This is a genomic window from Pseudomonas sp. 43mfcvi1.1 (assembly GCF_900115935.1).
Classification (GTDB): domain Bacteria; phylum Pseudomonadota; class Gammaproteobacteria; order Pseudomonadales; family Pseudomonadaceae; genus Aquipseudomonas; species Aquipseudomonas bijieensis.
On sequence record NZ_UETT01000011.1, the window covers coordinates 1 to 12,722 of the forward strand.

15 protein-coding genes are annotated in these 12,722 nt (G+C 58.1%); 9 read left to right on the top strand and 6 right to left on the bottom strand.

The genetic code is table 11. The features are described from left to right. Together DTP52_RS31275 and tyrS are read right to left on the bottom strand one after the other, a co-directional pair. Positions 1-197 (bottom strand): hypothetical protein (locus DTP52_RS31275; RefSeq protein WP_218278360.1); only part of this gene is annotated, 197 nt, incomplete at its 3' end. Between the two features lie 280 nt (positions 198-477). After that, a complete protein-coding gene (gene tyrS, locus DTP52_RS20375) occupies positions 478-1,677 on the bottom strand; it encodes a tyrosine--tRNA ligase (RefSeq protein ID WP_109754947.1) in 1,200 nt (399 codons plus the stop codon). A gap of 212 nt (positions 1,678-1,889) precedes the next feature. Here tyrS and DTP52_RS20380 point away from each other — a divergent pair, with 212 nt between their 5' ends. Both DTP52_RS20380 and DTP52_RS20385 read left to right on the top strand, forming a co-directional pair. Beyond that, entirely contained in the window at positions 1,890-3,308 is a 1,419-nt protein-coding gene (locus DTP52_RS20380; RefSeq protein WP_109754948.1) for an OapA family protein, read from the top strand. A 2-nt stretch (positions 3,309-3,310) separates the two neighbouring features. Continuing rightward, positions 3,311-4,402 (top strand): anhydro-N-acetylmuramic acid kinase, encoded by a 1,092-nt coding sequence (locus DTP52_RS20385; RefSeq protein ID WP_109754949.1) that lies wholly within the window; start codon positions 3,311-3,313, stop codon positions 4,400-4,402. Positions 4,403-4,469: 67 nt separating this feature from the next. Here the strand turns inward: DTP52_RS20385 and erpA are convergent, their stop codons facing one another. Continuing rightward, on the bottom strand, positions 4,470-4,820 hold the full coding sequence (gene erpA, locus DTP52_RS20390; RefSeq protein ID WP_003177727.1) for an iron-sulfur cluster insertion protein ErpA: 351 nt from the start codon (positions 4,818-4,820) through the stop codon (positions 4,470-4,472). Positions 4,821-4,968: 148 nt separating this feature from the next. Next, positions 4,969-6,003: an N-acetyl-gamma-glutamyl-phosphate reductase gene (gene argC, locus DTP52_RS20395; RefSeq protein ID WP_109754950.1), complete on the bottom strand. Its 1,035-nt coding sequence runs from the start codon at positions 6,001-6,003 to the stop codon at positions 4,969-4,971. Positions 6,004-6,138: 135 nt separating this feature from the next. On the opposite strand from argC, the gene hemJ reads away from it, so the two are divergent. The 6 genes from hemJ (at position 6,139) to coq7 (ending at position 10,586) form a co-directional block, all read left to right on the top strand. Then, on the top strand, positions 6,139-6,570 hold the full coding sequence (hemJ, locus tag DTP52_RS20400) for a protoporphyrinogen oxidase HemJ (RefSeq protein ID WP_109754951.1): 432 nt from the start codon (positions 6,139-6,141) through the stop codon (positions 6,568-6,570). A 35-nt stretch (positions 6,571-6,605) separates the two neighbouring features. Continuing rightward, positions 6,606-7,574, top strand: coding sequence for a nitronate monooxygenase family protein (locus DTP52_RS20405; RefSeq protein ID WP_109754952.1), 969 nt, complete (start codon positions 6,606-6,608; stop codon positions 7,572-7,574). Positions 7,575-7,625: 51 nt separating this feature from the next. Continuing rightward, on the top strand, positions 7,626-8,591 hold the full coding sequence (locus DTP52_RS20410; protein WP_109754953.1) for a DUF805 domain-containing protein: 966 nt from the start codon (positions 7,626-7,628) through the stop codon (positions 8,589-8,591). A 62-nt stretch (positions 8,592-8,653) separates the two neighbouring features. Then, positions 8,654-9,442, top strand: coding sequence for an SDR family oxidoreductase (locus tag DTP52_RS20415; RefSeq protein ID WP_109754954.1), 789 nt, complete (start codon positions 8,654-8,656; stop codon positions 9,440-9,442). An 82-nt stretch (positions 9,443-9,524) separates the two neighbouring features. Next, positions 9,525-9,863 carry a histidine triad nucleotide-binding protein gene (locus tag DTP52_RS20420; protein ID WP_003316306.1) on the top strand — a complete coding sequence of 113 codons (339 nt, stop codon included), beginning with the start codon at positions 9,525-9,527 and terminating at the stop codon, positions 9,861-9,863. Between the two features lie 75 nt (positions 9,864-9,938). After that, positions 9,939-10,586: a 2-polyprenyl-3-methyl-6-methoxy-1,4-benzoquinone monooxygenase gene (gene coq7, locus DTP52_RS20425; RefSeq protein WP_109754955.1), complete on the top strand. Its 648-nt coding sequence runs from the start codon at positions 9,939-9,941 to the stop codon at positions 10,584-10,586. A gap of 132 nt (positions 10,587-10,718) precedes the next feature. On the opposite strand, the gene DTP52_RS20430 is transcribed toward coq7, so the two are convergent. Continuing rightward, positions 10,719-11,141, bottom strand: a complete 423-nt coding sequence (locus tag DTP52_RS20430; protein ID WP_003206127.1) for an OsmC family protein — start codon at positions 11,139-11,141, stop codon at positions 10,719-10,721. A 235-nt stretch (positions 11,142-11,376) separates the two neighbouring features. On the opposite strand from DTP52_RS20430, the gene crp reads away from it, so the two are divergent. Next, entirely contained in the window at positions 11,377-12,021 is a 645-nt protein-coding gene (gene crp / locus DTP52_RS20435) for a cAMP-activated global transcriptional regulator CRP (RefSeq protein WP_109754956.1), read from the top strand. Here crp and DTP52_RS20440 read toward each other — a convergent pair. After that, complete coding sequence (locus DTP52_RS20440; protein ID WP_109754957.1) at positions 12,018-12,719, bottom strand: lipoate--protein ligase family protein; 702 nt, start codon at positions 12,717-12,719, stop codon at positions 12,018-12,020. The two genes, crp and DTP52_RS20440, sit on opposite strands and share 4 nt — an antisense overlap. Positions 12,720-12,722 lie beyond the last annotated feature (3 nt).

Here is a 12,722-nt window from a genome sequence, read left to right on the forward strand (position 1 = left end):
TAACTTGTGATGCTGATAATCTGTTGACTAGCAGTCTGACTCCACAAGCACCCACACGAATTGCTTGATTCAGTTGTTAAAGAGCGGTTGGTTAAGAGCTTTCGTCTCAACCGAGGCGCGCATTCTACAGCGCCCGGCGTATCTGTCAAGCGGTTATTTTCAGAAGTTTTCAAAGTTTCCTTTTCAACTTCAACCACTTGCGCTTCCGATCTCTCGTTAGCGGGAGGCGAATTCTACAGCGTTACTCGCTGCTGTCAACACCTCTTTTTCACCGCTTTCGACCGAGAAGATCGAACCGCTGACAAGACCAAACCCACACTGCCCTATCAGCTACTTCCTGGCTTCGATAAACTGAAGCCCGACCCCTTCGAAAACTACTTAACTCATTGAATCTCAAGGAGTTTTCCGTTTCGACTGCGCCGGAAGTGGGGCGAATTATAGACGTCCAGAATTTGCCGTCAACACCTATTTTCAGCTTTATTCGGATTTCAGCGTAATTCGCGCGAAAGCTTTCTTGCCGGCCTGGCAAACATGGGTAGAACCCAACGCATATATATAGGTGCGATCCACCACCTCACCATCTATACGCACGCCACCCGAACCCAGGAGATCTCGCGCCACCGCAGCATTCTTGACCAGGCCCGCCTTATTAAGGACTGCCGCAATCGGCATATCCTCGGCAGCAGTCAACTCGATCTCTGGCAGATCATCCGGCAGTTCGCCGTCCTTCATACGATTACCCGCCGCACGATGGGCATTGGCCGCAGCCTCCTCACCATGGAAGCGAGCAACGATCTCTTCGGCCAACTTGATCTTGATGTCCCGCGGATTGGCCCCCGCCTCGACATCGGCACGGAAGGCATTGATCTCTTCCATGGACCGGAAACTCAACAGCTCGAAGTAACGCCACATCAGCACATCAGGAATGGAAACCAGCTTGCTGTACATGACCCCCGGGGCTTCCTGGATACCTACGTAGTTGCCCAACGACTTGGACATCTTTTTCACGCCATCCAGACCTTCCAGCAAAGGCATGGTGAGAATGCACTGCGCCTCCTGACCATAACCGCGCTGCAACTCACGCCCCATCAACAGATTGAACTTCTGGTCGGTGCCGCCGAGCTCAACATCCGCGCGCAACGCGACCGAGTCATAACCCTGTACAAGCGGGTAAAGGAACTCATGAATGGCAATTGGCTGATTGGTTTTATAGCGCTTGTCGAAGTCATCGCGCTCGAGCATGCGAGCCACGGTGTATTGGGACGTCAGGCGAATGAAATCCGCCGGCCCCATTTGATCCATCCACGTGGAGTTGAAAGCCACTTCAGTCTTGGCCGGATCAAGAATCTTGAAAACCTGAGTCTTGTAGGTCTCGGCGTTATCGAGAACCTGCTCACGGGTCAGCGGTGGGCGCGTGGCACTCTTGCCGCTCGGATCACCGATCATCCCGGTGAAGTCACCTATAAGGAAGATGACCTGGTGCCCCAGTTCCTGAAACTGGCGCAGCTTATTAATAAGCACGGTATGACCCAAGTGCAGATCGGGCGCCGTCGGATCGAAACCGGCCTTGATACGCAGCGGCTGCCCGCGCTTGAGCTTTTCGATCAGCTCGGACTCGACCAACAGTTCTTCCGCACCACGTTTGATCAGCGCTAGCTGCTCTTCAACCGACTTCATAACAGACCCGTAAGGCTCAGATTCAAAGGGCCCCAACCATACAAGATCGCGCACCAAATACAAGGTTTGCCCGGCGCGCGGACGCCAATCCACAGAACAGAGCGTCCGCGGGCTTGCTTCGCAGGGGTTTTGGTTATATTTTATACAGTTATTTCATCTTCATCATGTCATTCATCTTTTCCAATTCATCTTTTCAAAAGTCAAAATTACTTATGACCACAGAACCGTCTAAAGCGCCACCGCTTTACCCAAAGACCCACCTGCTTGCCGCAAGCGGCATCGCAGCCCTCCTTAGCCTGGCGCTCCTGGTGTTTCCCTCCAGCGATGTTGAAGCCAAAAAGACGACTCTGAGTCTGGAACTGGAAAGTCCTGCTGAACAACTGACACAAGAACAAGACGCCCCCGAAGCCGTTCAAGCCACAAACGAACCAGCCGCTTCCCCTTTTGCGCAGATTGAAAACAGCCCGCAAGACAACACCGAGGCCGCCGCTCAGGCACAAGCGCCTGTTGCAGAAGAAAAGAAAGGACCAGACCATCGCGAAGTGATCGTTGCCAAGGGCGACACGCTTTCCACCCTCTTCGAAAAGGTTGGCCTGCCCTCGACTTCGGTCCATGAAATCCTGGCCAGCGACAAGCAAGCCAAGCAATTCACGCAACTACAACGTGGCCAGAAACTCGAATTCGAACTCAATCCAGACGGACAGCTGACCAATCTGCACACCAAGCTGAGCGACCTGGAAAGCATCACCCTGACCAAAAACGACAAGGGTTATGTATTCAACCGCGTCACCGCCAAGCCCACTGTTCGCTCGGCCTATGTTCATGGCGTGATCAATAGTTCATTGTCTCAGTCAGCTGCACGCGCCGGCCTTTCCCATAGCCTCACCATGGACATGGCCAGCGTATTTGGCTACGACATCGACTTCGCCCAGGACATTCGCCAGGGTGACGAATTCGACGTCATCTATGAGCAGAAAGTGGTCAACGGCAAGAGCGTCGGCAATGGCCCGATTCTTTCCGCGCGCTTCACCAACCGCGGCAAGACGTACACCGCGGTGCGCTACACCAACAAGCAAGGCAACAGCAGCTACTACACCGCCGACGGCAACAGCATGCGCAAGGCGTTCATCCGTACACCGGTTGATTTTGCTCGCATCAGCTCGAAGTTCTCCGCCGGCCGCAAGCATCCGATTCTGAACAAGATCCGCGCCCATAAAGGTGTCGACTACGCAGCTCCCCGTGGCACGCCAATCAAGGCTGCCGGCGACGGCAAGGTATTGCTGGCCGGACGTCGCGGCGGTTATGGCAACACCGTGATCATCCAGCACGGCAATACCTACCGCACGCTATACGGCCACATGCAGGGCTTCGCCAAAGGCGTGAAGACGGGTGGTACCGTCAAGCAAGGCCAGGTGATCGGATACATCGGTACTACCGGCCTGTCCACCGGCCCGCACTTGCACTATGAATTCCAGGTCAACGGTGTCCACGTCGATCCGCTAGGCCAGAAATTGCCGATGGCCGATCCGATCGCCAAGGCCGAGCGCGCGCGCTTCCTGGCTCAAAGCCAACCGTTGATGGCTCGCATGGATCAAGAGAAAGCCACCATGCTGGCCTCGAGCAAGCGCTAAGCATGGCGCTCTATATCGGTGTGATGTCCGGGACCAGCCTGGATGGTTTGGATATCGCACTGGTCGAACTGACTCCGGCGATCAAATTGATCGCCACGCACTACATTCCGATGCCCACCGCCCTGCGCACCGAGCTGCTTGGACTGTGCAGCAGCGGGCCCGATGAGATCGCCCGCTCCGCCATCGCCCAGCAAAGTTGGGTAAAGCTGGCCGCACAGGGTATCCATACCCTGCTCGACGAACAGAACCTCAAGCCTGAAGACGTCACGGCGATTGGCAGCCACGGCCAGACCATCCGCCATGAACCGGCCCGTGGATTTACCGTACAGATTGGCAATCCGGCCCTGTTGAGCGAGTTGACTGGCATCGCCGTCGTCAGCGATTTCCGCAGCCGTGATGTTGCCGCCGGAGGACAAGGCGCCCCGCTGGTTCCGGCATTTCACGAAGCACTGTTCGAAGAACGAGTCGGCAATCGCGCCGTGCTGAATGTCGGCGGTTTCAGCAATCTCAGCCTGATAGAGCCGGCGAAACCCGTAGCCGGTTTCGACTGTGGCCCAGGCAACGTATTGCTCGATGCCTGGATACATCAACAACGAGGCGAGCATTTCGATCGCGACGGCCAATGGGCTGCCAGCGGGAAAGTCGAACCGGTTCTGCTCAAGACGCTGCTGAGCGACCCTTTCTTCGCCACCAAGGGCCCGAAGAGTACCGGGCGTGAAGTATTCAACCTGCCTTGGCTGAGCCAGCATCTGTCGCAGTTGCCAGCCTTCGCTCCAGAAGACGTGCAGGCGACGCTGCTCGAACTGACAGCCCTGACCATCGTCGAATCACTCCGACATGCCCAGCCCACTACTCAGGAGTTGCTGGTCTGTGGCGGCGGTGCGCACAACCACACGCTCATGACGCGCCTGGCTGACTTGCTGCCGGATGCCAAAGTCAGCAGTACCGCCGTGTACGGCGTAGACCCGGATTGGGTTGAAGCCATGGCTTTCGCCTGGCTTGCCCATTGTTGCCTTGAAGGTATCCCGGGCAACCGCCCAAGTGTCACCGGCGCTCGTGGCCTGCGCGTGCTCGGCGCCATCTATCCGGCCTGAATCCAATAATCACGGACAAAAAAACGCCGCAGGGCCTAAGGCACTGCGGCGTTTTTTATTGAAGCACTCAGATCGAGAACGAAGAACCGCACCCACAGGTCGTGGTCGCGTTAGGGTTCTTGATCACGAAGCGCGAGCCTTCCAGACCTTCCTGATAATCCACCTCGGCACCTGCCAGGTACTGGAAGCTCATCGGATCGACCACCAGGCTGACCCCTTCGCGCTCGACGATGGTGTCATCTTCGGCCACTTCTTCATCAAAAGTGAAGCCGTACTGAAAACCTGAACAACCGCCGCCCGTCACAAATACGCGCAGCTTCAAACGATCATTACCCTCTTCATCGACCAGGCTCTTCACCTTGTGCGCGGCACCGTGGGTGAATTGCAAAGCCGTGGGGGTGAAGGTTTCGACGCTCATGCTGAATATCTCCCGGCGTTTACGCCGCCATAATGCGTGATGGCGGGCATTATCCGCTTCTCCTAGAAAATTGGTCAACTATTTAGAAGAGCAGCGGCGAGCTACAAGCCTCAAGCCTGTAGCTGCCAACCTGAAGCTTGTGCTGCCGTTACGGCAACATCCCGGCATGGGACAACCCCAGGCGCTCATCCAGCCCGAACAGAATGTTCAGGTTCTGAACGGCCTGGCCGGACGCGCCCTTGACCAGGTTATCGATAACCGACAACACCACTACCAGATCACCGTCCTGCGGACGATGCACGGCAATCCGGCAAACGTTCGCACCGCGCACACTGCGGGTTTCCGGGTGGCTGCCGGCCGGCATTACGTCGACGAACGGTTCGTTGGCATAACGTTTTTCAAACAACGCCTGCAGGTCTACCGAACGATCGACGACGGTTGCATACAGGGTGGAGTGGATACCACGAATCATCGGCGTCAGGTGTGGCACGAAGGTCAGGCCGACATCCTTGCCCGCTGCCCGGCGCAACCCCTGGCGAATTTCCGGCAGGTGCCGATGCCCCTTGACCGCGTACGCCTTCATGCTTTCCGAGGTTTCGCTATACAGCGAGCCGACACTGGCTCCGCGCCCGGCACCGCTGACACCGGATTTGCAGTCGGCAATCAGACGCGAGGCATCGGCAAGGCCCGCTTCAAGCAGAGGCAAGAACCCCAGCTGTGTGGCCGTCGGATAGCAACCCGGTACGGCGATCAACCGTGCCTGCTTGATTTTCTCGCGATTGACTTCCGGCAAGCCGTAGACCGCTTCATCGAGCAGTTCCGGTGCACCGTGGGGCTGGCCGTACCATTTGGCCCATTCGTCGGCGTCCTGCAGGCGGAAGTCCGCCGACAGGTCGATGACCTTGGTCCCGGCGGCCAGCAGCTCACCCGCCAGGGCGTGAGCAACACCATGGGGCGTGGCGAAGAACACCACATCGCAGGCGCCGAGGGTCTTGATGTCCGGGACGCTGAACGCCAGGCCGTCGTAATGGCCCCGCAGGTTCGGATACATGTCGGCGACGGCCAGGCCGGCCTCGGATCGGGAGGTGATGACCACCACCTCAGCCTGCGGATGCTGTGCCAGCAGACGCAGCAGTTCGACACCGGTGTAACCCGTGCCGCCGACAATACCGACCTTGACCATAAACCTGCCCTCAACGAACCCACTGGAAAGCCGTCGATGATAGGGGCCGCAAGGCGCGGCGACAACCGTCAAGGTGACGTGTGGCCGCTCCAACCTCTACTATCGGGCTACCGTGAATTCCTGGAATAACTAAAAATGCTCTATCTGTGGCTCAAAGCACTTCACATCGTCAGCATGGTCTGCTGGTTCGCCGGCCTGTTCTACCTGCCTCGCCTGTTTGTCTACCACGCCCAAAGCGAGGACAGCGTCAGCAAAGAACGCTTCAGCGTCATGGAGCGCAAGTTGTACCGCGGCATCATGGGCCCGGCAATGATCGCTACCCTGGTATTTGGCATCTGGCTGCTCAGTCTCAACGCCGGTGCCTACTTCACCCAGGGTGCCTGGATGCATGCCAAGTTGACCTTGGTCGTGCTGCTGATCGGTTACCACCATATGTGCGGCGCCCAGGTGAAGCGCTTCGCCCGCGGCGAAAACACCCGCAGCCATGTCTTTTATCGCTGGTTCAATGAAGTGCCGGTTCTGATATTGCTGGCTATTGTAATTCTGGTGGTCGTCCGACCGTTCTAATCTCCAATCAGCATTTATTATCCGGGGTACTTCCAATGTCGTTGCCCGCTCTGCTTGAACAACGCTTGCGTCTGCCCGTCGTGGCGGCACCGATGTTCCTGATTTCCAATCCACAACTGGTACTGGCCTGCTGCCGCAACGGCATCGTCGGCAGCTTTCCGGCGTTGAACCAGCGTGAAAGCAGTGGCTTGAAGGCCTGGCTGGAGGAAATCGAAGCGGGTCTGGCAGACTTGGAAAATCCGGCGCCCTACGCCGTAAACCTGATCGTCCATCACAGCAACCCGCGACTTCAGGCCGACCTGGCCATCTGCATCGAACACAAGGTGCCGATTGTCATCACTAGCCTGGGCGCGGTGAAGGAACTGGTGGATGCCGTCCACAGCTATGGCGGGCTGGTATTCCACGACGTGACTACCCGGCGTCACGCCGAAAAAGCCGCCGAAGCCGGTGTCGATGGCTTGATCGCCGTTGCCGCCGGCGCAGGCGGGCACGCCGGGACCTGGAGCCCGTTTTCATTGATTGCCGAAATCCGGCAGTTTTTCGATAAGACCTTGCTGCTTGCGGGATGCCTGAATCACGGCCATCAGATTTTGGCCGCCCAACTGCTTGGTGCGGATCTGGCGTACTTCGGTACGCGCTTTATCGGGACAAGCGAAAGCCAAGCCCCTGACGCTTATAAAGAGATGTTGCTCACATCCAGAGCCGCAGACATCGTGCATACTCCCGCTGTGTCCGGGGTACCGGCCAGTTTCATGCGCCAGAGCCTGGAGAATGCCGGGTTCGATCTGGCCGCCCTGCAGAACAAGGGCGAGGTGGATTTCGGCTCGAAACTCAAGCCGCTGAACGATGAAGCCAAGGCCTGGAAAACCGTATGGTCGGCAGGCCAAGGCGTGGGTGAAATCGATGATTTGCCCAGCGTCGATCAGTTGGTGGCTCGCCTGGATGAAGAATATCGTCAGGCACAAACCCGGGCGGCACAGCTTGGCAGGCAATGGCCCCGCTGAAGCCACCCCATAAAAACAGTTAATTAACTTTCAGAGACAAGGATGCCGGGCATGAGCGAAACCCGTTTCAACATCGTATTCGACGGAGGCCTGATGCCTGGCGTCGATACCACCACAGCCAAACTCAACCTCGCCGAGCTGTTCAAAAGCGATATCAGCGCCATTGAACGGCTGTTCACTGGTCGCAGGGTAGCCCTTAAAAGCAACTTGTCCCAGAGCGAAGCGCAGCAGTACCTGGAAGCACTCAACAAGAGCGGCATCGATGCCAGGATCGAAGCCGAACCCGCCCTCCAGCTGAGCCTTGGCGAAGTACAGGAGTCGCCACGACAGCCGGAGGTACGCCACCCAGAGTCGATCGTCGATCCCGTCTCGCCGTACGCGCCTCCCCGGGCCGAAGTGGGTGAAACGCTCGCCGAGTACGGCACGCTCAAGCCCTTCAGCTTCGATGGGCGTATCGGGCGTTTGCGCTACCTGGCCTGGACCATGGTGTTGACCCTGGCCATGCTGCCCCTGGTCGGCTTGGGCTTCTGGCTTGCCACGGCCTGGCTGATGGCTTCCGACTCGATAGCCGCACTGGTCGTCGGCGGTCTGCTCGGCGCAGCCGTCGTGCTTGCCTTTGCCTTCGTGAGTATCCAGTTCAACGTCCAGCGCCTGCACGATCTGGGCTGGTCGGGGTGGCTGTGGCTGATTAACCTGGTTCCATTCGTGGGCAGCATCTTCCCGTTCATCCTCATCATCGCTCCGGGCAATACCGGCGCAAACCAGTACGGCCCGCCACCACCGCGCAATACCACGGCGGTCAAATTGCTGGCGTCGCTTTGGCTTGTGATGATCGTCTTGATTTTCATGGCCACCTTTGCCGGCATCTTCGGAGCCCTCCAGGAGGACTACGACAGCAGCAGCCTGAGCAGCTATGAAAGCAGCGAGTCCAGCAACGAAACCAGCGAAGAACCCGCCGTCGAGGCAGCCGAGCCCGCCCCGCCTTCTGTAGACTATGAAGAAGAAGAGGAACAATAAGCGCGCTTCATGCCGGTGACAGCCCAGTCGACTGGCGGCGGGCTGTTGCGATGGAGAACTGCATGACCCGTTACGCACTGATCACTGGCGCTTCCAGCGGCATTGGCCTGGCCATGGCCGAAGCGCTGGCCCGGCGTGGCCGCAACCTGATACTGGTGGCTCGACAGCGTGATCGGCTGGAAAGTATTGCAATCGAACTGACTCAGCGGTTTGGCGTGGAGGTGTTGTTCCGGGCCTGTGACCTGGGCGAACCGCTGAGGCTTTCAGGCTTTCTCCTGGAACTGGAGGAAGGTGAGCGGCAGATCGACCTGCTGGTCAATTGCGCCGGCATCGGTACCAGCGGGCCGTTCCTGGGGCAGGACTGGATGACCGAACAGGACCTGATCGAAGTCAACATCCTCGCCCTGACACGTCTTTGTCACGCTATCGGTAACAGCATGGCGCTGCTGGGCGGCGGCCAGATCCTCAACGTCGCCTCGATCGCCGCGTTCCAACCCGGCCCCTGGATGAGCACCTATTACGCCAGCAAGGCCTATGTACTGCACTTCTCCGAAGCCCTGCGGGTCGAGCTGAAGAAATGCGCGATCAAGGTTTCGGTACTCTGCCCTGGCCCCACCCACACCGGCTTTTTTTCCAGGGCACAGATGGACGAACAGAAACTCATCGACAGCAAACTGCTGATGAGCCCGGAAGAAGTCGCCCTGTACGCCGTACGCGCGCTGGACCGCAACCGCGCCATCATCATTCCCGGACGCCGTAACCGCTGGCTGGCCACACTGCCGCGGCTGGGATCGCGATGGCTGGTGCGAACCATCACCGGCATGATCAACAAGGCTTATTGCCCACGCTGACCCCTTAGAATTGAACAACCAGGCGCCTCTACCGGTGCCTTCATGACACTCGACCTCGACGAACCCAACGGAGAAAACAGCTGTGGATACTCTGTTTACCAAGATCATCAACCGGGAAATCCCGGCGAAGATCATTTACGAGGATGACCAGGTACTGGCCTTCCACGACATTGCGCCACAGGCGCCCGTGCATTTCCTGGTCATCCCGAAAAAACCGATCCGCACGCTCAACGACCTGACCGAAGAAGACAAAGGCCTGGCTGGACACATTCTGTTCACGGCCCAGCGCCTGGCGCTTGAATTGGGCTGTGAAGAAGGTTTTCGCGTGGTGATGAATTGCAATGAACTGGGTGGGCAAACGGTCTATCACATTCATATGCATGTGCTAGGGCAGCGCCAGATGAACTGGCCGCCGGGCTGATCCCCCTGACCCAGCGCAAATCTTCGGCGGTCGATTGAGTTAAACTGGCCGCTGTGATTTTTCCCGGAGGTAAGCATGACTACCCAACGTCACTACTCGCCGATTGACCGTTTGTTGCTGCAAGCCGATACAGCGATGCGCACGCTGCTGCCCTTCAGTGGTCAGCCGTACCGCCCATCACCGGCTATCGTGCAGCCGGACGCGCAACTGAGTGACGAGCAAACCCGCCACGTCGCCGGACTGATGCGTATCAACCACACCGGCGAAGTCTGTGCCCAGGCGCTGTATCAGGGCCAGGCGCTGACAGCGAAGCTACCGCAAGTGCGTGAGGCAATGGAGCATGCCGCCGAGGAAGAAGTCGACCATCTGGTCTGGTGCGAACAACGCATTCGCCAGCTGGGCAGCCATACCAGCGTCCTGAACCCGCTGTTCTATGGGATGTCATTCGGGATCGGCGCCGTTGCCGGGCTGATCAGTGACAAAGTCAGTCTCGGCTTCGTTGCGGCGACCGAGCATCAGGTGTGCAAGCACTTGAATGAACACCTCGAACAACTACCGGCCGAGGACGAAAAATCCCGGGCGATCCTCGAGCAGATGCGCGTGGATGAGGAACACCATGCCGAGAGTGCCCTTGAGGCCGGAGGCTTCCGTTTCCCGGCTCCGGTGAAATTCGGCATGAGCCTGCTGGCCAAGGTCATGACCAAGAGCACTTATCGGATTTGACGGCGATTGGGGATTGGATGACTCATCCGCATTCCCAGGGAAATTAAAAAAGGCGACTGCCCATTGGGAGTCGCCTTTTTTTCACCGAAAACTTCAGTACGGCATGTTGCAGGCCGTCACCATTGGATCGACTCAACCCAATTCGATGATTTCATAGTCGTGGGTGATTTCGACCCCGGCGGCACCGAGCATGATCGAAGCCGAGCAATATTTCTCGGCGGACAGCTCAATGGCGCGCTTGACCTGGGCCTCCTTCAGGGCTCGCCCCTTCACCACGAAGTGCATGTGGATCTTGGTAAACACTTTGGGATCTTCTGTGGCGCGCTCTGCCTCCAGGAAGGCTTCGCAGCTTTCGACGGCCTGGCGGGACTTTTTAAGAATGCTGACCACGTCGAAGTTACTGCAACCGCCTACGCCCAGCAGGAGCATTTCCATCGGCCGAACACCCAGGTTCCGCCCGCCGGCTTCTGGCGGGCCGTCCATGACGACCACATGACCACTGCCTGACTCACCGAGGAACATGGCTTCGCCAGCCCATTGGATGCGTGCCTTCATCGCCAAGACTCCACTGTTAAAAAAGGGTCGCCAGCTTAGCACAGCGCTGCGGAATGACTGCTCTGCGTCTCAGGAAACCTGACCCGCCAGCACGTAGGTAAATTCTCCAATTAATTAGGGACGCCTCTGTTAAGCTGGCGCCAACTCGCTGGCGTATGGCCAGCTTTTTAGCGATGCCATTCGCGCCTATAAAAAAACCAAACCACTACACTGCGCAGTCTTTCGGGATACAACCATGGTTGCCATTACTCCCACGTTCAAGATCAAGAATCTCGACAAACTCTTGATGCATTGTCAGCGCCGCCGCTATCCAGCCAAACACAACATCATTTGTGCCGGAGATCGTTCCGACACGCTGTTTTTCATCATCAAGGGTTCGGTCACTATCCTGATAGAAGATGATGACGGTCGGGAAATGATCATCGCCTACCTCAATTCCGGGGATTTTTTCGGCGAGCTGGGGTTGTTCGAACAGGCGGGCAAGGAACAGCAACGCAGTGCCTGGGTGCGGACCAAAATTGAATGTGAAGTTGCGGAAATCAGCTACGCCAAATTCCGAGAACTGTCCCTGCAAGACCCGGACATTCTTTACGTCCTGAGCGGACAAATCGCACAGCGCCTACGTAATACCACCCGCAAGGTGGGCGATCTCGCCTTCTTCGACGTCACCGGACGTGTCGCACGTTGCCTGCTGGAGTTGTGCAAGCAGCCCGATGCCATGACTCACCCGGACGGCATGCAGATCAAGGTGACCCGCCAGGAGATTGGTCGGATAGTCGGGTGCTCGCGTGAAATGGTCGGTCGCGTACTCAAGGATCTGGAGGAGCGCAACCTGGTCAGCGTCAAAGGCAAGACCATGGTGGTGTTCGGAACGCGTTAAACGCCCAATAGTTCGATCAGCAGTTTCCGGTACAGCGCCTCGAGCCGCTCCAGCGCGTGAGGCGCCGGGAATTTTTCATGCAGGGCAATATGGCTCTCGGCACGCACTCGCTGCTCCAGGCCACAGGCCTCATTGAAGCGGTTGACTGCTGCGACCATGGACTCGCGCTCGTTCTCCAGCAAAAGTGCGCCATGAACCAGCCCCACCGGACGTTGCCCCCCCTTGCTCTGGCGCCAGCGCTGAGCGGTGCCGACCATTTTCCGACCGTCGAGGTTGACGTTGAAGCGCCCGTCGCAAAAAGCCCCCTCCACTTCTCCCAGCGAAGCCACCCCGCCCAGTTCATCCAGCAACTGGCAGATGGGATCGCACAAGCGGCGGTACCCGGTTTCGATACGGCCGTGATCGCCTTCGCTGCGCGGTGGCGCGTAGACCAGGGCGATGTTGACGGTAGCGGCCGACTGCGGCACCGGTTCACCACCGGTTTCGCGCAACAGAACCGGCCAGCCATGGGCAGCCGATACGTCACTGGCGTGTTCGAACCCCGCAAGGCGACTCAAGCGGCGCGGCATGACCAGCGCACGATCATTGGGCTGCCAGAACAGCAGACCGAACTCGGCGTCGCCCGCGCAGATGCTGGCCAACAGATCCTGTTCGGCTTGCAGGCCAGCTTCGACAGTGAGGGAAATCACAGGCGACATGGA